Source organism: Myxococcus sp. AB025B (assembly GCF_006518215.1).
In the GTDB taxonomy this organism is placed as follows: Bacteria; Myxococcota; Myxococcia; order Myxococcales; family Myxococcaceae; genus Myxococcus; species Myxococcus fulvus.
The window spans coordinates 1-17,468 of the sequence record NZ_SRLW01000216.1; the positions used below are offsets into that span (position 1 = coordinate 1).

Annotated in this window: 20 protein-coding genes and 1 pseudogene; 4 read left to right on the forward strand and 17 right to left on the reverse strand. The window is 70.5% G+C overall.

Going from position 1 to position 17,468, the window contains the following annotated elements; translation table 11 throughout:
* From FL311_RS29525 to FL311_RS29575, 11 genes are all read right to left on the reverse strand, one after another.
* Nucleotides 1-1,060, reverse strand: a 1,060-nt coding sequence (locus tag FL311_RS29525; protein ID WP_228557163.1) for a YncE family protein, incomplete at its 3' end; no start/stop codon positions are given.
* A gap of 397 nt (nt 1,061-1,457) precedes the next feature.
* A complete protein-coding gene (locus FL311_RS29530) occupies nt 1,458-2,483 on the reverse strand; it encodes a cytochrome d ubiquinol oxidase subunit II (RefSeq protein WP_194869414.1) in 1,026 nt (341 codons plus the stop codon).
* Nucleotides 2,473-3,777, reverse strand: a complete 1,305-nt coding sequence (locus tag FL311_RS29535) for a cytochrome ubiquinol oxidase subunit I (protein WP_228557161.1) — start codon at nt 3,775-3,777, stop codon at nt 2,473-2,475. Before FL311_RS29535 ends, FL311_RS29530 begins: the two co-directional genes overlap by 11 nt.
* A gap of 45 nt (nt 3,778-3,822) precedes the next feature.
* On the reverse strand, nt 3,823-4,332 hold the full coding sequence (locus FL311_RS29540) for a hypothetical protein (RefSeq protein WP_141330307.1): 510 nt from the start codon (nt 4,330-4,332) through the stop codon (nt 3,823-3,825).
* Nucleotides 4,329-4,733, reverse strand: coding sequence for a phage holin family protein (locus FL311_RS29545; protein WP_141330309.1), 405 nt, complete (start codon nt 4,731-4,733; stop codon nt 4,329-4,331). The genes FL311_RS29540 and FL311_RS29545 overlap by 4 nt, the downstream gene beginning before the upstream one ends.
* A gap of 169 nt (nt 4,734-4,902) precedes the next feature.
* Nucleotides 4,903-5,931, reverse strand: a complete 1,029-nt coding sequence (locus FL311_RS29550) for an ADP-ribosylglycohydrolase family protein (protein ID WP_141330311.1) — start codon at nt 5,929-5,931, stop codon at nt 4,903-4,905.
* A 404-nt stretch (nt 5,932-6,335) separates the two neighbouring features.
* The gene (locus tag FL311_RS29555; protein WP_046716700.1) at nt 6,336-6,596 is read right to left on the reverse strand and encodes a hypothetical protein; all 261 of its coding nucleotides are present in this window, start codon (nt 6,594-6,596) and stop codon (nt 6,336-6,338) included.
* Nucleotides 6,593-7,039, reverse strand: a complete 447-nt coding sequence (locus tag FL311_RS29560) for an Rrf2 family transcriptional regulator (protein ID WP_141330313.1) — start codon at nt 7,037-7,039, stop codon at nt 6,593-6,595. Before FL311_RS29560 ends, FL311_RS29555 begins: the two co-directional genes overlap by 4 nt.
* A 21-nt stretch (nt 7,040-7,060) precedes the next feature.
* Complete coding sequence (locus tag FL311_RS29565; RefSeq protein ID WP_141330315.1) at nt 7,061-8,032, reverse strand: 2Fe-2S iron-sulfur cluster-binding protein; 972 nt, start codon at nt 8,030-8,032, stop codon at nt 7,061-7,063.
* 19 nt (nt 8,033-8,051) lie between these two features.
* Nucleotides 8,052-8,435 (reverse strand): group 1 truncated hemoglobin, encoded by a 384-nt coding sequence (locus FL311_RS29570; RefSeq protein ID WP_141330317.1) that lies wholly within the window; start codon nt 8,433-8,435, stop codon nt 8,052-8,054.
* A gap of 138 nt (nt 8,436-8,573) precedes the next feature.
* Entirely contained in the window at nt 8,574-9,176 is a 603-nt protein-coding gene (locus FL311_RS29575) for a flavin reductase family protein (RefSeq protein ID WP_228557162.1), read from the reverse strand.
* A 251-nt stretch (nt 9,177-9,427) separates the two neighbouring features.
* On the opposite strand from FL311_RS29575, the gene FL311_RS29580 reads away from it, so the two are divergent.
* Nucleotides 9,428-10,105, forward strand: coding sequence for a helix-turn-helix transcriptional regulator (locus FL311_RS29580; protein ID WP_141330321.1), 678 nt, complete (start codon nt 9,428-9,430; stop codon nt 10,103-10,105).
* An 18-nt stretch (nt 10,106-10,123) separates the two neighbouring features.
* Here FL311_RS29580 and FL311_RS29585 read toward each other — a convergent pair whose 3' ends face one another.
* The 5 genes from FL311_RS29585 to atpG form a co-directional block, all read right to left on the reverse strand.
* Nucleotides 10,124-10,531, reverse strand: a complete 408-nt coding sequence (locus FL311_RS29585; protein WP_141330323.1) for a F0F1 ATP synthase subunit epsilon — start codon at nt 10,529-10,531, stop codon at nt 10,124-10,126.
* A 22-nt stretch (nt 10,532-10,553) separates the two neighbouring features.
* Nucleotides 10,554-11,117 carry a hypothetical protein gene (locus FL311_RS29590; protein WP_141330325.1) on the reverse strand — a complete coding sequence of 188 codons (564 nt, stop codon included), beginning with the start codon at nt 11,115-11,117 and terminating at the stop codon, nt 10,554-10,556.
* A 31-nt stretch (nt 11,118-11,148) separates the two neighbouring features.
* Nucleotides 11,149-12,591: a F0F1 ATP synthase subunit beta gene (gene atpD, locus FL311_RS29595; protein ID WP_141330327.1), complete on the reverse strand. Its 1,443-nt coding sequence runs from the start codon at nt 12,589-12,591 to the stop codon at nt 11,149-11,151.
* 171 nt (nt 12,592-12,762) lie between these two features.
* Nucleotides 12,763-13,557: a prohibitin family protein gene (locus FL311_RS29600; protein WP_141330329.1), complete on the reverse strand. Its 795-nt coding sequence runs from the start codon at nt 13,555-13,557 to the stop codon at nt 12,763-12,765.
* Between the two features lie 110 nt (nt 13,558-13,667).
* The gene (atpG, locus tag FL311_RS29605) at nt 13,668-14,549 is read right to left on the reverse strand and encodes an ATP synthase F1 subunit gamma (protein WP_141330331.1); all 882 of its coding nucleotides are present in this window, start codon (nt 14,547-14,549) and stop codon (nt 13,668-13,670) included.
* Between the two features lie 230 nt (nt 14,550-14,779).
* Between atpG and FL311_RS29610 the strand changes: the two genes are divergently transcribed.
* The 3 genes from FL311_RS29610 to FL311_RS29620 all read left to right on the forward strand — a co-directional run bounded on the left by FL311_RS29610 (nt 14,780) and on the right by FL311_RS29620 (nt 16,314).
* Nucleotides 14,780-15,205 (forward strand): response regulator, encoded by a 426-nt coding sequence (locus tag FL311_RS29610; protein ID WP_141330333.1) that lies wholly within the window; start codon nt 14,780-14,782, stop codon nt 15,203-15,205.
* A gap of 80 nt (nt 15,206-15,285) precedes the next feature.
* On the forward strand, nt 15,286-15,933 hold the full coding sequence (locus FL311_RS29615; protein ID WP_046716711.1) for a vancomycin high temperature exclusion protein: 648 nt from the start codon (nt 15,286-15,288) through the stop codon (nt 15,931-15,933).
* Nucleotides 15,934-16,041: 108 nt separating this feature from the next.
* A complete protein-coding gene (locus tag FL311_RS29620; protein ID WP_141330335.1) occupies nt 16,042-16,314 on the forward strand; it encodes a hypothetical protein in 273 nt (90 codons plus the stop codon).
* 199 nt (nt 16,315-16,513) lie between these two features.
* Here the strand turns inward: FL311_RS29620 and FL311_RS29625 are convergent.
* A pseudogene (locus FL311_RS29625) lies at nt 16,514-17,468 on the reverse strand (hypothetical protein); the annotation flags it as partial.

The following is a 17,468-nucleotide window of genomic DNA, read 5'->3' on the forward strand; positions in this document are numbered from 1 at the left end:
CGTTGTTGGAGCCCAGCCCCGTCACGAAGGCCCGCGTGCCGCGCGCGTTCCACACCACGCCGCGCGGGTCGCCGATGGAGAGGTCGCGCACCGACTGCGGCACCGTGGGCGTGGCGTAGTCGAGGTGCGGGTTGAGGTCCTTCACCGTGGAGGACGACGGCCGGCGCGGGTCCACCGTCGCCATCAGCACGCGCAGGAAGCGGCCGTTGACGTTGGGCTCGAAGCGCACCTCGTTGCGCGCGTCCGTGCCCACCACGGTGACGCTGCCAGACGGGTGCACCGCCAGCGCCATGTTCAGGTTCATCAGCCGCGTGGCGTAGGTGACGTCGAGCGACGCCGTGTCGATGATGGCCAGGTCGCGGTCCGGCAAGTCCCAGCCCTTGAGGCGGCCGGACGCGGAGGCGTTCACCCCGCTCACCAGGTCCGTCCAGTCCCCCCGGTTGTCGTCGAACCACTGGCCGCGCGCGTTCTTGCGCACGATGAGGCCCACGGGCGGGGGCGGCGGATTGGCGGGGTTTCGCGCGGGGACGAACGTGTTGCCCGCGTTGGGCGGCGGGTTGACGCCGCCGTAGGGGCCGCGCGAGTCGCTCACCGCGTTGGGCGGGTACGCGTCCGGAATCAGCGAGCCGCCGCCGAGGATGGTGGTGCCGTTGCCGGACTCGAAGATGGCGGCATAGACGAAGCGGCCATCGGGGCTCACCGCGAGCGCGCGCGGGTCCTCGCCCTTCAGGGTGAGGCGGTGGGGCGTCGCGTCGGGGCGGCGCGGGTCCACCACCAGCACCCGGTTCACCTGGGAGCAGGTGATGAAGGCGCGCTCGGGGCGGCCGGCGAAGACGACGTCCGCGGGCTCGTCATCGGTGTGCACGGTGGCCGTCACGGTGGCGCGGCGCAGGTCGACGATGCTGACGCTGTCCGAGACGTGGTTCACCACCCAGGCCTCGGTGTTGCTCCTGGCCCGCACCGACACCGGGTCCAATCCCACGGGGATGGACGCCAACAGCGCCAATCCCTTGCGCGACGTCGTGTCGAACACCAGCAGCCGGTTGTCCGCCGTGTTCACCGCCAACAGCAATCTACCGTCAGGAGTCAAATCCAGCGGGTGCACATGGGGGGTCTCCCAATTCACGAAGGACTCACTCGCGTGAGACCTCCCCGGGAGCAGGAGCGCGACGAAGCACAGCGACACGACCGCGCGACGGACGACACCCATATCGGCGACCTCCACGTCAGGAAGAAGCGGTGCTTCTTTCTGTCATGCATTCATCAACGCCGCGGTTGCAACTCCTTGCGTGAGAAAACACAAAAACCACATCCGCCCTCACGAGATGTTTCACCTCGGGAGCCAAAGATTCGAGCGGCCTGGAAAAGGATGCGGGGCGTCATTCACGCCGAGCAAAGACAGACACCCGGCGCGGACCTCCCACTCGGGCACTCCAACGAGACGGGATTTTTCTGTCTCACCCCTGGGGATGGGGAGCGGACATGCCCTCGGGTCGGGGGCGGAAGACGCGGAAGAGGAGGACGACGGAGGGGATGACGATGAGCGCGCCCACGCCGATGGCGACGAGCAGCAGCTTCAAGGTGCCAGGGCTCGCCGCCGCGGCCCGCAGGGTGATGTCCGGCACCACCAGGTAGGGATACTGGGACGCGGCCCAGCCCAGGACGATGAGCCCCGCCTGGAGCGCCGCCGCCAGCCGTGCCCACGCGAAGCGCCGCGTCCACAGGAGCGCGAAGGCGGCCGCCGCCGACACGCCCGTGGCCGCGTGCAGCGCCAGCGCGAAGGGTGAGCGGGACAGTCCCTCCCAGACCCGGGGCGCACCGTCGCGCGCCAGCACCAGCACCAGCACCGCCGCCACGAAGACGGCCACGCCCGCGCCGAGCGCGCGCGCACGGAAGTCCTCGCGCAGCCCTGGCGTGGAGGACTCGTGCGTCAGGTACACCGCCGCCAGGAAGGCGAAGAGGGACAGGGCGAGCACGCCCACCGCCCACGCGAAGGGCGACAGCCACGAGGCGAAGAAGCCGCTCACCACCACGCGCCCCTCCACGCGGATGGCGCCGCTCACCACCGCGCCCACGCACATGCCGAGCAGCAGCGGCGCCACGACGCTCGCCCCGCTGAAGACGAGCCCCCACCAGCGCTGGGCCGCGTCCCCCCGCGTGTCATAGGTGCGGAAGGTGAACGCCGCGCCCCGGAACACGATGCCGAGCAACAGCAGCGTCAATGGGACATGCAGCGCCACGCTCAGCGCGGCGAAGGCGCGCGGGAAGCCCGCGAACAGCAGCACCAGCCCGACGATGAGCCAGACGTGGTTCACCTCCCACACCGGGCCCATCGCCCGGGCGATGAGCGCGCGCTGCTCCGCCTTGCGCGGCCCGAAGGCCAGCAAGTCCCACACACCGCCGCCGAAGTCCGCGCCGCCGAAGAGCGCGTAGAGGACGAAGGTCCCCGCCATCAGGAAGCCGAGGAGGACGTCAGTGGACATGGGCCTCACCTCCCTCGTCGTGCTTCTCCTCGCGCCCTGGCAGCGTGCCCGCCACCTGGCTCAGGAGCAGCGACACCACCACCACGCCGAGGAACAGGTACACCGCGGTGAAGGTCCAGAACGGCGCGGCCAGATGCGGCACGGGGGTCACCGCCTCCGCGGTGCGCATGACCCCGCGGACAATCCAGGGCTGCCGTCCCCACTCGGTGACGAGCCACCCCGCCTCCAGCGCCACCACCCCCAGCGGCCCCGACACGAGCCACGCCCGCATCATCTTCGGTCCCGAGGGCCACGCCTTCCTTCGCCACCGGTGCACGAGCGTCACCAGCGCGAGCAGCGCCATCAGCGAGCCCGTGCCCACCATCACCTGGAAGGCCCCGTGCACCTTGGCCACCGGGGGCCACGTGTCCTTCGGGAACTCGTTGAGTCCCCTCACCTCCGCGTTCGGCTCTCCAAAGGCCAGGATGGACAGGGCCTTGGGGACCTCCACGCCGCCCAGGCGCAGCGGCGCGCCGCGCGCCGTCTCGTAGTGGCCCTCCATCGCCGCGAGCTTCACCGGCTGCGCCTTCGCGACGTGCTTGGCGGACAGGTCCCCCACGAGCGGCTGGAGCAGCGCGGTGACACACGCGAGCGGCAGCGCCACCGACAGCGCCTTGCGATGGAACGCCGCGCCCGGATGGCGCAGCAGCACGAAGGCGTGGATGCCCGCCATGGCGAACGCGCTCGCCTGATAGCAGGACAGCAGCACGTGCGCCGTCTGGTATGGCCAGCCCGGGCTGAACATCGCCACCAGCGGCTGGATGTTCGTGGGGCCCTCGGGCGTGGCCACGAAGCCCGACGGGTCGTTCATGAAGACGTTGACCAGCGTGACGAAGAACGCGCTCGCCGCGCCGCTCAAGGCCACCATGACGCCGGAGAACAGGTGGAGGTTCGGCGACACCCGCTGGCGGCCGTACAGGTAGATGCCCAGGAAGATGGCCTCGGTGAAGAAGGCCACGCCCTCCAGACTGAAGGGCAGGCCAATCACCTCGCCGTAGCGGCCCATGAACTCCGGCCACAAAAGACCCAATTCGAAGGACAACATCGTCCCGCTCACCGCGCCCACCGCGAAGAGGATGGCCGTCCCCTTCGCCAGCTTCTGGCTCAGCTTCACGTAGTCCGCGTCACCGGTGCGCCGCGCCTTCCAGTCGCTCAACACCATGAGCACCGGCAACGCCACGCCCGCCGCCGCGAAGACGATGTGAAAGCCGAGCGACAGCCCCATCTGCGCCCGCGCATAGAGCAGGTCCGTCATGCACATCAGAATGCGTTATACGCATTTCCGGCGCATTTAGAGATTCTACTCAGGCAACGAAGCGGGGCTCGGAGGCTGGCGAGCAGGCACGAGCGTCTGCACGGAGTTCTTGGCGACGGCGGTGGCCAGCGCGGTGGCGAAGATGAGGACCAGCTTGCGTCCCAGCTCCACGCCGATGGGGCGCTCCTTCGAGCTGGAGGCGACCTGGTCCGGGTTCTCCCAGGCGCGCTGCAGGGCCTTGCGGCGCTTCTTGCGCAGAATCTCGTCGCGGCGGCGCGCGCGGTAGATGGCCAGGCCCACGCCCGAGCCCACCAGCACCATGGCCACGGCGCCCGCGGCGACGAGCGCGCTGGAGTGCTGCCGCACCTGGTAGCGCACGTCGAGCATCCGCCCCCGGCGCCGGTCCAACTCCTCGAGCGTCAGCAGGAGCTCGTCGCGGATGCGGTCCGCGGTCTGCTCCACCTGCTTGCGGTCATGCATGCCACGGGTGATGCGATGGTCGACGTGCTGCTGACGCTCCGCCAGCTCGCTGCCGCTCCGGCCGTTGTCGTTCATTGCAGCGTCTCCCGCGTGAGCTGGTAGTCGAGCTTCAGGCGCTCCTGGGTGTGCGCCAGCGGCTTCTTCGGCAGGCGCCTGGTGCCCATGAAGAGCATCCCGCCGGCGACGGCGAGCAGCACCACGCCCACCAGCAGCACGCCCAGCGCCGCGCCCAGGGGCAGCGCCAGCCCCAGCGCCACGAAGAGCACCGCCAGCGACGTGAGCGCCAGCACGGCGCCCGCGCCCATCAGGATGCCCGCGGTGCGCGCGGCCTTCAGCTCGTCGCGCAGCTCCTTCTTGGCGTGCAGCACCTCGGCGCGCACCAGCAGGCGCGTCTCAGCCAGAGCGTGCCGGATGAGCTCGGCCGTGGAGAGTGACTCCAGCTGGCTGCGCTCCAGGCGTTCGGATTCGAGGTCCACGACGTCCTTCTCCCGCGCTCGCGGAGGGGGACTCCCGGGTGCTCGCTCGTTCGCTCGGCCGCACCTGACCCCACTCCTCCGGACAAGGTGGGCAGGGCGGACGAGCGCGAGAAGCCCGTCCGGGAGTGTGGCGTGGAGCCCGCCTGCCCGCTCGCCTTGGGGGGAGCCCTCAGCGTCGACGCTGGTGGGCCAGCGCCGTGGCCAGCGTCTCGCGCACCTGATGGGCACGGAACAGTCGGTCCGCGGTGTCCACCAGGTTGTTCACGTACAGCACCGCCTTGCGCAGGCGCGCGGGAATGGCACGCGTTCCCAGGTGGGCGCCCACCAGCGCGCCCGTCAGCGCCGCCGCCACGTCCGCCTCGCCGCCGCAGCGCAGCACCAGCGCCACCGCCTCGCGGAAGTCGTGGGGCACCCGCAGGGTGGCGTACAGCGCCGTCAAGAGCACCGGCACCACGTGCGCGGGCAGCCCGTCCACGCCCTTGAGCTCGCTGGGGGGCACGCCCACCTTGCGAAGCTGCGACAGGGCGCGCGTGGTGTCCCACGTGAGCAGGCGGGGCAGGTGGCGCACCTCCTCGGCCAGGCCCTTGTCGTGCACGGCCGCCGCCAGCGACAGCTGCTCGCAGAAGGCGGTGGGCGTCAGCGGCTCCTCCTCCATGCCCAGCGCGGCGGCCTGCGCGAAGGCGGCGGCGGCGGCGGCACAGACGGGGTCCTTGTGGGTGATGACGGTGAGCACGCCCGCGTCATGCGGCAGCTTCGCGCGCTGGCCGCTCTCGAAGAGCCCCACCACCAGCGCGCGGCTGAGCACCGACGGGCACAGCGTGCCCAGGGGCGCGCCCGCGCTCATCCACGGCACGCCGCTGGAGAGCCGCTGGAGCGACTCGGCCAGGCTGCGCGGCGGCTGGAGGATGATGCCCTCCTGCCACAGCCACGCCAGGTGCGCCGCCGCGCTGCGGCCGTCCACGCGGCCCTCGCGGATGACGCTCTCCGCGGCGGCGAGCAAGAGCTGCGTGTCGTCGCTGAACTGGCCCTTGGCGAACTTGCCGCGAGGCCTGGGCGCGAAGTCCTCCGCCAGCCCGGGCAGCCGCGCGAGGCTCGCGGGCGGGATGCCGCGCAGCGGGAAGCCGAGCGCATCTCCGATGGCGAGCCCCACGAACGCCGCATGGAACCTGTCCTGGCGCTCGGAGGGAGTCAGCGGCATGGAGTCGAGGAGATTAACCGAGGCTCAGGGCTGGACGGACAGCGAGAAGCGCGCGAAACGCGCGAAGCTCGGGGTGGATTGACGTGCGTGGGGGCTTGACTCGCGCGGGAGGAGCACACTCGCGTTCGCCACACGAGCGATTCCGACGTCACACTCCAGGCCGCACGCCATCATCACCGTCCACCCTTCCTGGTTCGAGCCCATCCGCCGACGCGTGCGCGGGGTGGGCTGACTACCGCAACCAGCACGCGCGCGGCAAGTCCGAGCACCCGGGCGCCAAGGCACACCTGTACACGTGTCCAACTCCCGAAGCTCGAGCGCGGGCACTCGCACGGAGCGCATGGCGCACGAGGAGTGGGGAGGTGGCAGCGGCGCGCGCAAGTCGGCACACGCGCCGTCACGCGTCACGCGTCGTCGCGGCCCAGGTTGACGACGGCCTGGAGTCGGGCCACCACGGCCTCGGCGCCCTGGTGCAGTTGCTTGCCGTCCCAGAGCGCGGGTGTGGCGTGGCCGCCGTGCAGCGTCCAGTCCAGCTCCGCCTCGGCGTACACGAGGTTGCGGAAGATGACGCGGTCCTCCAGCGCGTGGTCGACGATGTAGCGGCGCGCCACGGCGGAGGGCGGGTCGGCGATGCGGTGGAACAACTCGAGGGGAGCGGAGGTCATGGCGCCATCACCGGGAGGAACAGGTCGGCCAGGTCCTTGCGGGAGCGGCCCACCAGGTCCGCCAGTGTGTACCGGTCCAGCACCGCGAGGAAGGCCTCACGTGCCTCCGCGAGCACACCCTTCAGACCACAGGCGGGGGCGATGGGGCAGGTGTTGCGCTCTCGGTTGAAGCACTCCACCAGCTCGAAGTCCGGCTCGGCCGCGCGCAGCACGCGACCCACGCTGATGTCCTTCGTCGCCTTCGCCAGCGTCACGCCGCCCGAGCGCCCCGCCTTGACCTCCACGAAGCCCTCGCCCGCGAGCGTCTGCACCACGCGCACCAGGTGGTGCTTGGAGATGCCGTACGCGTCCGCCAGCTCCTGCGTGGAGGCGAGTCTCCCGGGGCGGGCGGCGAGGTAGAGCAGGACGCGCAGCGAGTAGTCGGCGTGGAGGGTGAGGTGCACGGTCAGCGGGCTCCGACGGCCTTACGCCCTGGGCGCGCTCGGCAGGAAGACGTCCGCGTGGAGGTCCTTGAGCGAGAGCCCGGAGAGGAAGAGCTTCTTGCGCAGGGATAACACCAAATCGGCGTCGCCGCAGAGCCACGCGCGGAAGCCCACCGGCCTGGGGCACTCGGCGCGGATGACGGCGTCGAGCGCTCCCTCGGCCACGTCCCGGGAGCCGCCCGTCAGCACGCTCGGTCGATAGTGGAAACCCGCGTGTTGCTCGGCCAGCTCGCGCAGCTCGCGCGTCAGGTAGAGGCCCTCGGGGGTGCGCGCGCCGTGGAACAGCCAGATGGGGCCCTGGTGTCCCGCCTCCAGCGCGTCGCGCGCGATGCCGTACAGCGGCGCGAGCCCCGTCCCCGCGCCCGCGAGAATCAGCGACTGCTCGGGGCGGCCGTCGACGTAGAAGCAGCTGCCCGCGGGGCCCTGCACGGACACGGCGTCACCGACGCGCGCCTCGCGAGCGAGCCAGCCGCTCATCTCGCCGCCCGCCACCAGGCGCACGTGCAGCTCCAGCAGGCCCTCGCGAGGGAGGCTCGCCAGCGAGTAGCTGCGGGCCAGGCCGTCCGCCCGCAGCAGCGACACGTACTGGCCCGCGCGGTAGTCCAGCGGCGCGTCCGTGGACAGCCGCACGCGCAGGACGCTGGGGGACAACAGGTCCAATGAAGCGATGCGCGCGGGGACTCGCAGCGCGTCCGCGCCGGAGACCTCCAGCGCGGTGTCCGCCGAGGGGCGACACATGCAGGCGAGGAAGTAGCCCTGCGCGCGCAGCGTGTCCTTCAGGCCCACGCGCGCGGCCTCCGGGACGTCGCCCGCCGTCGCGCGCATGAGGCAGGACTGACAGGCGCCGGCCCGACACGCATGGGGCACGGCGACGCCCTGGCGCAGGAGCCCGTCCAGCACGCTCTCCTCGGGCTCCAGCGGATACCACCGCGACTCGTGCTTCACCGTGGCCATGGCGAGCCTCTCGTTCCCGTCAGCGGTTGAGGACGTCGGCGCGAGCGCCGCCCGCGATGGCCAGCACGCGCGCCACCAGCGGCTCGGGCACGCCCAGCTCCCGGAGCGTCGCGCTCAGGTGCTCCACCACCGCGTCGAAGTGCACGTCGTTCAGCCCCCGCTTCACCAGGTGCGCGTGGCCCGCGCGCATGTCCTTGCCCGAGTAGCTCGACGGGCCTCCCGTCACCATCGTCAGGAAGGCCTTCTGCTTGGCCGACTGGCGCTCCATGTCCACGTCCTCGAAGAAGTGGCTGATGCGGTCGTCCGCCAGCACCTTCCGGTAGAACACGTCCACCGCCGCCGCCATCGCCGGCTCTCCGCCAATCTGCTCGTAAACGCTCTTCTCCTGCGCCGCCGTGCTCATCGCGTCCGCTCCTTCCGCCCGACCGGGCTTAAAGATGCATCTCAAATGCATCGATTCGAGTCGGACGTCAATTTGGAAAGACAAGACAAGCGAATCGAGGGAATCAGCCGATGCCGCGGCGCAACGCTTGCGCGCGCGTCACGTCTCCGCGCGAAAATTGCGCCCGAGACCGGGCCCGGTGCCCACGTAGTGACGGAAGACATAGAGCAGCGGTTGCCACTGCGTGACATCGACGTGGTGGGTGTCGGGCACGGTGACGTGCTCGTGCGCGTGGACGCGAGTGACGCGCAGCTCGGCGATGACGAAGTCGGAGGAGGACTCCGGCGTGGGGGTGGCGATGTGCGCTGCCAACAAGACGGCCTCCAGTTGCAGCGGACACTCGGCCACGCGTGGGGGTGAGACGGTGTCCGAGGGGAGTGGCGTGAGGCCCGCGCGCTCGAACTTGCGAGGCTCGTGTTGGTAGCCCATCGCGCGCTTGGTGTCGGGCACGGGGAAGCGGCCCGTGGTGGGCGCGAGGCGCTCGACCTGGGGCCACAGTGAGGCCGAGGGCAGGTTCACCACCGCCTCACGCGTGCGGCGCAGGTTCTCCAGCCCCTGGCCCAGCATCCCCAGGCCGAGCACCAGCCTGTCGTCGAGGGCCCACGCGGAGGACAGCGGCGTGAGGTTGGGCGAGCCGTCCTCCTGGAGCGTGCTCAAGAGGGCCACGGGGGTGCCGAAGTAGAGGATGCGGGGCGCAATCACACGGTGTCGCGGCGTGTCGGTCATGCCCGCGTGAGTAGTGCGCGCGGACGTGGCGATGCTTCGGTGCGCGCCGAACCGTGTGCAACGTGGGATGCAGCAGCTCTCTCAAGCCCAGTCGACGCCCCGAGGTGGCTCGCCAGCTCGACAAACGCATACCGAACGAGTTGCTTCGCTTCCGCACGCGTCCACGGACAGGGATATTTCGGTGCACGCCGAAACGTCCTCGCATCCGCACAGCACAGACTCCCGCCATGCCCCACCCGCTCGACCTCGCCCTCACCGCCTCGCTCATCGGAGACCCGGCCCGCGCGGGCATGCTGTCGCGCCTGCTCGAAGGTCCGGCGCGCACCGCCGGAGAGCTCGCGCGCGAGGCCCGCGTCTCGCCGCAAACCGCGAGCGGCCACCTCGCGAAGCTGCTCGAAGGCGGCCTCGTCCGCGTCGAAGTCCAAGGCCGTCACCGCTACTACCGGCTCGCCACGCCCGACGTCGCCCGCGCACTCGAAGCACTCAGCCTGCTCGTCCCCACGCGCCAGAGCACCGTGCGAGTCCCCGAGCCCCTGCGCTTCGCGCGGACCTGCTACGACCACCTGGCGGGCACGCTCGGCGTCGCGCTGGCGGACGGCCTGGAGCGCCGCGGCCTCCTGGAGACAGGCGACGACAGCTACGCGCTGACACCCGAGGGCGCGCGCTTCATCACCAGGTGGGGCGTGGACGTGGACGCGCTGTCACAGGGCAGGCGCGCCTTCGCGCGGCGCTGTCTGGACTGGAGCGAGCGACGCGCTCACATCGGCGGAGCGCTGGGCGCCGCGCTGGCGGAGCGCCTGTTCGCGCGGCGCTGGATTGCGCGCCGGCCCGAGGGCCGCGGAGTGCGGCTCACCGTCGAGGGCCGGCGGGGATTCGACCGGGAGCTGGGGTTGTCCTGGCCCTGAAGCGGCCAGGACACCAACTCAGGCGCGAGCGCCCGCGGCGCCGATGCGGGCCGCCTCGCGGCGCACCGTGGCCTGCTCCAGCTCGTAGCGGGCGTCCTCGGAGGACAGGCCCTTCAGCCGGTCCTGCGCCTCACCCAGGCGCTTGCGCGCGCCCTCCACGTCGATGCCCGACACGTGCTCGGCGGCGTCGGCCAGCACGAGCACCTTGTCGTTGGCGACCTCCACGAAGCCGCCCGCGACGAAGTACGCGTCGCGCTTGCCGCCATCCACCAGCGTCAGCGCGCCCGGCTCCATCAGCGACAGGAAGGGGGTGTGCCCCGGCCGCACGCCAAACAGGCCCTTGCCTCCGGGCACGATGGCCTCGTCGGCCTGCACCGACAGGATGCGCTTCTCGGGGGTGACAATCTCCACAGTCAGCTTGGCCATGACGCTCCTCGCACTACCCACTTCAGAAATTGAGCTGCCGGGTGGTCCCACCCACCGGCTCGAACTCGACCACCCCGGCGTCCGTCAGCCGAGGCCCCTTGCCAGGGATGCCGAGCGTGCCCTCCAGCCACTTCAGGTGGTGCGTCATGTGCCGCACCTCGGAGAGCTGCTTCGCGGGGACCAGGTCCGTCAGTCGTCGCTCCAGGATGCGCTGTCCGTCGCGGCCGTACTGCCCCGCCACCAGCACCTCCGTGGCCCAGTCCGGCGGCCCCTTGGGCTTCTTGCCCTTCTTCGTCTTCGGCGCGGGCCGGGCCTTCCCCTTCTCCACCAGGGGCCACAGCACCCAGACCCGCTCCCCGTCGTTGGAGACGAAGTAGAAGTCGTCCACCGTCCCCAGGCACTGCTCCAGCTGCCAGACGGGTCCGCTCTCCTTCGTCACCTCCAGCCGGCACCTGCCCGGCCCCACGTCCACCATGCGCACGCTGTACAGCCCGTTGGCGCTCACCCGGGCGCGTCCCTTGCGCTCCTCCGCCAGGGCGGGGAGCGACAGGACACAGAGGAACAGGGCGAGCGCCGCGTGACGCATGGTCACCTCGGTGGAGGGTGGGACAGCGAGTCTACGCCGCCAGCTTGCGCGCGTTCTCGACGACCTCGTTGATGGCGCCCGCCATGTAGAAGGCGCTCTCGGGGATGTCGTCGTGCTTGCCCTCGGCGATCTCCTTGAAGCCCTGGATGGTGTCCTGGAGCTTCACGTAGCGGCCTTCCTTGCCGGTGAAGACCTGGGCCACGAAGAAGGGCTGCGACAGGAAGCGCTGAATCTTGCGGGCGCGCGCCACGACCAGCTTGTCGTCCTCGGAGAGCTCGTCCATGCCGAGGATGGCGATGATGTCCTGGAGCTCCTTGTAACGCTGCAGGATGCCCTGGACCTTGCGGGCCACCGCGTAGTGCTCCTGGCCGATGATGCCCGGGTCCAGGATGCGGCTGGTGGAGTCGAGCGGGTCCACGGCGGGGAAGATGGCGAGCTCGGCGATGGAGCGGTTGAGCACCGTGGTCGCGTCCAGGTGGGCGAACGCGGTGGCGGGGGCCGGGTCCGTGAGGTCGTCGGCGGGCACGTAGATGGCCTGCACGGAGGTAATCGAGCCCTTGGTGGTGGAGGTGATGCGCTCCTGCAGGCCGCCCATCTCGGTGGCGAGCGTGGGCTGGTAACCCACGGCGCTGGGGATGCGGCCCAGGAGGGCGGACACTTCCGAGCCGGCCTGGGTGAAGCGGAAGATGTTGTCCACGAAGAGGAGCACGTCACGGCCCTCCACGTCGCGGAAGTACTCGGCCATGGTCAGCGCGGAGAGCGCGACGCGGGCGCGGGCACCGGGCGGCTCGTTCATCTGGCCGTACACGAGGACGGCCTGGCTGGCCTCCAGGTTGTCGGTCTTGATGACGCCCGTGTCCTGCATCTCGTGGTACAGGTCGTTGCCCTCGCGGGTGCGCTCACCGACACCGGCGAACACGGAGAAGCCGCCGCGCTCGATGGCCACGTTGCGGATGAGCTCCTGCAGGAGCACCGTCTTGCCGACGCCGGCGCCGCCGAACAGGCCGATCTTGCCGCCGCGGGTGTAGGGGGCGAGCAGGTCGATGACCTTGATGCCCGTCTCGAACATCTGCACGCGCACGTCCTGCTCCGTGAACGGAGGGGGCGCGCGGTGGATGGGCCAGTACTCCTGCGACTTCACGGGGCCCATCTCGTCCACCGGGTCGCCGGTGACGTTCAGGATGCGGCCCAGGGTGGCCTTGCCGACCGGCACCTGGATGGGGGCGCCCGTGTTCTTCACGGGGGTGCCGCGGGCCAGACCCTCGGTGGAGTCCATGGCGATGGTGCGGACGGTGTTCTCACCGAGGTGCTGGGCGACCTCGAGGACCAGGTTGTCCGCCTCGTTGCCGAGGTTCGCGTTCGTCACCTTCAGGGCGACGTAGACTTCCGGGAGGCCGCCGGGCGGGAACTCGACGTCGACCACGGGGCCGAGAACCTGGATGATTTTGCCTGCCGTAGGAACTTGAGCGCTCATGGGTGTCGTCTGCCTCGTGCGGGGGGCGACCGGCGCCGTGCCCGTCATCAAAATTCCGCCCGGATATGAGGGCGGTGCCCCTTTACCGGGGGCCTCCCGCAGAATCAAGCCTCCCGGGGTCCTGACCGGTAAGTCCCGCTTAGCGGATCCACGCCCCGGACGCCAACCGGGCTATTTCCCGTCCACCTGGTAGACCAGCGGCAGGTTGCCCCTCGAGCCGCCGCCCACGACCACCACCTTGGCGTTGGGGCTCTGGGCCAGCTTCTCGGTGGCCTCGATGCCCTTGAAGCGCAGGTACTCCTCGGTGAGGCCCTGGCGGACGATGGTCTGGTACCTGGCGATGCCCTCGGCTTCGATCTGCCGGCGCTCGGCCTCCTGGCGCTCCTTGTCCAGGGTGAAGCGCATCTTCTGGCTGCGCTGCTCCTCGGCCAGCTTGTCGGCGATGGCCTCGCGGATGGACGCGGGCAGGGACACGTCGCGCACCAGGATGGCCTCCACGACGACGTGCTTGCCCGCGAGCGCGCGCGTCACCTCGTCGTAGATCTCCTTTTCGATCTGCTCGCGCTTGGTCGAGTAGATCTCCTCGGGCGCGTAGCGGCCGAACACCTTGCGCGCCTCCGAGCGGACGATGGGGGCGATGAGGATGTCCGCGTAGCGGGGGCCCGTCTGCGTGTGCAGCTCGAACAGCTTCAGCGGGTCCACGCGGTAGCGCACGCTGGAGTCCACCTTCAGGTCCAGGCCGTTGTTGGACAGCACGTTGAGCTCGTCCTTCATCTCCTGGACGCGCAGGTCATACGTGATGAGCGACTTGCCCGGCCGCATCACGTGCAGGCCTTCACCATAAGGCTCGCGCTGGGTGCCGCTGCCGAACGAGTCGAAGCCGATGCCCCCGTGGCCGCTGGCCACCGTGTCGAAGCCACAGCCACCCAGCAGCACCGCTCCCAGCACCACCCACAGTCGCTTCACGCAGGGACCCCTCCCGAGGGCCCTGGACGGGCCCGACGAGGCCCTTAAACGCGAAGGGCCCGCTCCCAAAAATGGGGCGGGCCCGGGGTGCGACGGGGTGGTGCTCGGGACTACTTGAGCGCCTCGGCGCCGGAGACGATCTCCATGAGTTCCTTGGTGATGACCGCCTGACGGGTGCGGTTGTAGGTGAGCGTCAGGCTGGAAATCATGTCGGAGGCGTTGGAGGTGGCGTTCTCCATGGCGCTCATGCGGGCGCCGTGCTCGCTGGCCACGCTCTCCAGGAGCGCGCGGTAGAGCTTGATGTTGACGGCCTGGGGCACCAGGCGGTCCAGCACGGCCTGACGGTCCGGCTCGTACTTGAAGTCCACCATGGCCGCGGCGCCCTCGGAGGGCGCGGCGCCGGCGCCGAGCGTCTGCAGGGGCAAGAGCTGGGTGACGACGACCTTCTGGTTAATGGCGCTGATGAACTCGTTGTAGACGATGTGCACCGCGTCCACTTCGCCGTTGAGGAAGCTGGCGACCAGCTCCTCGGCCACGTCCGCGGCGGCGCGGTAGTTCAACCGCTGGTACAGGCCACCGAAGTCCTTGCGGATGTTCTGGTTGCGATTGCGGAAGAAGTCGTTGCCCTTGCGGCCCACCGTGGAGAGCTGGATGCGCTCCAGGCCCGCGTTCTCGTAGAGGAAGCGGTTGGCGCGGCGGGTGACGTTGGAGTTGAAGCCGCCGGCGAGGCCGCGGTCCGACGTGAGCGTCACCAGCTCCACGCGCTTGACGGGCCGGGCGGCCAGCAGCGGGTGGCTGAGGTCGTTGTCCCCGGAGCGCGCGGCCAGGTCGGAGATGATCTGGTCCAGCATCGACGCGTACGGACGCGCGGCGAGGATGGCGTCCTGTGCCTTGCGCAGCTTCGCGGCGGAGACCATCTTCATGGCCTTGGTGATCTGCCGCGTGTTCTTCACCGAGCGGATGCGCTTGCGGATGTCGCGAAGGGACGCCATGGGACGGGGAACTCCTGTGGGACGTTCTGCCGGGTGCGCCGGGGTGGGAGCAGGGCAGTCTGACGGCGGGGCCCCCTATATAAGCGGGGCGGGAGCCGGTCAACGGCAGTCCTCCCGGGGCTTTCCGGACACGGGAGCCAGGGCCTCCCAGGGGCCTCCCACGAGGGGCGACCGGGCGACCTGCGCCCCCGAGGACTCGCGGGTGTGCCCCCAGGCCCTACCTTCCTGTCATGGGGCCTGCCGACACCGGACCGCTGCTCATCGTGGAGGATGACCTGGACATCCGTGAGGCGCTCCAGGGGTACCTGGAGCTCCAGGGGTACCGGGTGCTGGTGGCGGACCACGGGAGGGAGGCGCTCGCGCTCCTGTCGGGCACGCCCCGGCCCTCGCTCATCCTGTTGGACATGGGGTTGCCGGTGATGGACGGGCACCGGGTGCTGACGGCGCGCAGGAGCGACGCGGCGCTCGCGAAGGTGCCCGTGGTCATCCTGTCGGCGGAGACGGCGGAGATGAGTCCCCGGGACAGGGCGGTGTACGCGGCCAGCCAGGGGGTTTCCGCCATCCTGTCGAAGCCGGTGGACCCGCGGCAGTTGCTGGAGACGCTCCAGCGCTTGTTGCCGGGGCAGGCTGCTCCCCAGGCGGACGCGCCCGCGTGACGCGCCGGGCCCACACAGGGCTTTTCGAGGGCGACGGGCCGTAACACAATGGCGCCGGGTGCGGTGTCACCCCTGGGTCCATGAAGCCAACCCGAGCGAGCGGTGTCTGGGCGCGCAGGGCCCTCTTCCTCCTGCTCGTGGGCGCGGTGAGCCTGCTCGTCCTCTCGCACTGGGTGCGGGTGAGCTACGAGGAGCGCATCGTGAGCCTGGCGGACGCGCCCGACGCGCCCGTGGCGCTGGTGTTCGGCGCGGGGCTGGCGCCAGGGGCGGTGCCGTCGCCGGTGCTCGCGCAGCGGCTGGACATGGCGATGGCGCTGTGGCGCGAGGGCAAGGTGGGCTCGGTGCTGGTGAGCGGCGATGAGGTGAAGCCGTTCCATCATGAGACGCGGGCCATGCGCCGCTACCTGCTGGAGCGCGGCATGCCGGCGGAGCTGGTGCTGGGGGACGAGGCCGGACTGTCCACGTACGACAGCTGCCTGCGGGCGCGGGGCGTGTTCGGCGCGAAGCAGGCGCTGCTCGTCACGCAGCGCTTCCATCTGCCCCGGGCGCTGTTCATCGCGAACTCGGTGGGCATCGATGCGTGGGGTGTGCCCGCGGACGAGGGGCGCTCGACGCCCTGGCGCTACACGGTGCGCGAGACGCTGTCGCGGGTGCTGGCGCTGGGGATGGTGCTGCTCGAGGTGGAGCCCGTCTACCCCTCGGGCCGCGCGGCGGTCCCCAAGGGCTAGGCGGACGAGCCCGGCAGGCGGCCGGCCGGCGCGAATTGCGGTGAGGCGCGTGGGTTCTCATTCTTGAGACACGGCGGCCGGCCCACCCCGCTTTCGCGAGGAGACACCATGCGATTCAAGAAGCTCGGCTCGGAGGACGTGGGCGAGGCCACCTCGCGACGTCATGTGAACCAGGACACCGGCGAGGAGGAGATCAACATCTCCGACCAGGACCTGGCGGCGACCCCTCCGCTGGAGGAGGAGCCTGACTTCCGCGACATCCTGCCGGACCAGATTCACGAGTTCCGACGCGGTGACGAGGAGCCGGAGGAGGTGGAGCTGACGGCGCAGCCCGAGGAGCGTCTGCGCCCGGCGCGCAGGGACCAGCTCCCGGAGGGATAGGTTCGCGCTTGCGAGGCTGCCGACGTTGGCTGCGCGGATGCGTCCGTGCGCTGACGCGGTCCCGGCGCGCGGGGCCCCGCATCTCGGAGGTGGGGTTCGCGGCTGCGCTTGGCGCGGCCCCGACGACGGATGAGCGAATGCGTCCGTGCTCGAACGCGGTCCCATCTCGGGGGATGGGACCGCGCTGATGCGAACGGGGTCAGCGCTTCGACTTCGGCTTCTTCGCGGCGCCCTTCGCCGAGGACTTCCTGGCGGCGGCATTCGAGGGTGCCGACTTCCTTGCGGGCTTCGTGCCCGTGGGCTTCTTCGCGGCGGACGACTTCGAGGCAGCGGGCTTTGCCCCCGCGGACGTCTTCGCGGGCTTGGAAGCCGCGACCTTCTTGCTCGCGAGCTTCCCAGCGGACTTCTTGGCCGCGGGCTGTTTCCCGACGGGCTTCGCAGAGGACTTCTTCGCCGCGACCTGCTTCGTGGTGGGCTTCGCCCCCGCGGACTTCTTCGCCGCAGCCTGCCTCGTGGTGGACTTCGCCGTCGTAGCGGATTTCTTCGCGGCAGCCTGCTTCGTGGTGGACTTCGCCACCGCGGGCTTCGTTGCGGCAGACTTCGCCGGCGCGGACTTCTGCGTCGCGGACTTCGTTGCGGCAGACTTCGCCGGCGCCGGTGTCTTCGCTACGGGCTGCTGAGTCGCGGACTTCACCGCCCCAGGCTTCGCCGTCGCGAGACTCTTCGTCGCGGACTTCGCGGAGGGACGCTTCGTCGCGGGAAGCACCGCGGACGTCTCCGTCACGGGCTGGGCGGCGGGCTTCGCCTTGGGCTGCGTCACCTCCACGGCCTTCGCGACGGTCTTCGTCGTCGCCGTGGCGGCCGCGTCGACAAGCTTCGTGACAGCGGTCTTCGTCGCCTTCGCGGGCTTCGAGACCGCGTCCTTCACGGCCTCCGCGACCTGCGCCACGGGCTTCGCGACGGCGTCCTTCACCGTCTCGGCAATCGTCGCCACGGGCTTGCGGGCCTTGGACTTCGCGGCGGGCGTCTTGGCCGTCTCGGGCCCCAGTTCCTTGCGCAGCGCCTCCTGCATCGTCGGCCGCACGAACAGCTCGACCTGCGTCACCGAGGACCTCGACGCCGGCTTCTTCCCGCCCCCGGACTTCGCCCCCAGT

Bases quoted from the DNA above. Each gene is read 5' to 3' on its own strand.
- FL311_RS29585 (WP_141330323.1), bottom strand. From the start codon at position 10,531: ATGGCCAAGCTGACTGTGGAGATTGTCACCCCCGAGAAGCGCATCCTG.
- FL311_RS29555 (WP_046716700.1), bottom strand. From the start codon at position 6,596: ATGACCTCCGCTCCCCTCGAGTTGTTCCACCGCATCGCCGACCCGCCC.
- FL311_RS29570 (WP_141330317.1), bottom strand. From the start codon at position 8,435: ATGAGCACGGCGGCGCAGGAGAAGAGCGTTTACGAGCAGATTGGCGGA.
- FL311_RS29535 (WP_228557161.1), bottom strand. From the start codon at position 3,777: ATGACGGACCTGCTCTATGCGCGGGCGCAGATGGGGCTGTCGCTCGGC.
- FL311_RS29615 (WP_046716711.1), top strand. From the start codon at position 15,286: ATGAAGCCAACCCGAGCGAGCGGTGTCTGGGCGCGCAGGGCCCTCTTC.
- FL311_RS29550 (WP_141330311.1), bottom strand. From the start codon at position 5,931: ATGCCGCTGACTCCCTCCGAGCGCCAGGACAGGTTCCATGCGGCGTTC.
- FL311_RS29540 (WP_141330307.1), bottom strand. From the start codon at position 4,332: ATGAACGACAACGGCCGGAGCGGCAGCGAGCTGGCGGAGCGTCAGCAG.
- FL311_RS29610 (WP_141330333.1), top strand. From the start codon at position 14,780: ATGGGGCCTGCCGACACCGGACCGCTGCTCATCGTGGAGGATGACCTG.
- FL311_RS29620 (WP_141330335.1), top strand. From the start codon at position 16,042: ATGCGATTCAAGAAGCTCGGCTCGGAGGACGTGGGCGAGGCCACCTCG.
- atpD (WP_141330327.1), bottom strand. From the start codon at position 12,591: ATGAGCGCTCAAGTTCCTACGGCAGGCAAAATCATCCAGGTTCTCGGC.
- FL311_RS29565 (WP_141330315.1), bottom strand. From the start codon at position 8,032: ATGGCCACGGTGAAGCACGAGTCGCGGTGGTATCCGCTGGAGCCCGAG.
- atpG (WP_141330331.1), bottom strand. From the start codon at position 14,549: ATGGCGTCCCTTCGCGACATCCGCAAGCGCATCCGCTCGGTGAAGAAC.
- FL311_RS29580 (WP_141330321.1), top strand. From the start codon at position 9,428: ATGCCCCACCCGCTCGACCTCGCCCTCACCGCCTCGCTCATCGGAGAC.
- FL311_RS29590 (WP_141330325.1), bottom strand. From the start codon at position 11,117: ATGCGTCACGCGGCGCTCGCCCTGTTCCTCTGTGTCCTGTCGCTCCCC.
- FL311_RS29530 (WP_194869414.1), bottom strand. From the start codon at position 2,483: ATGTCCACTGACGTCCTCCTCGGCTTCCTGATGGCGGGGACCTTCGTC.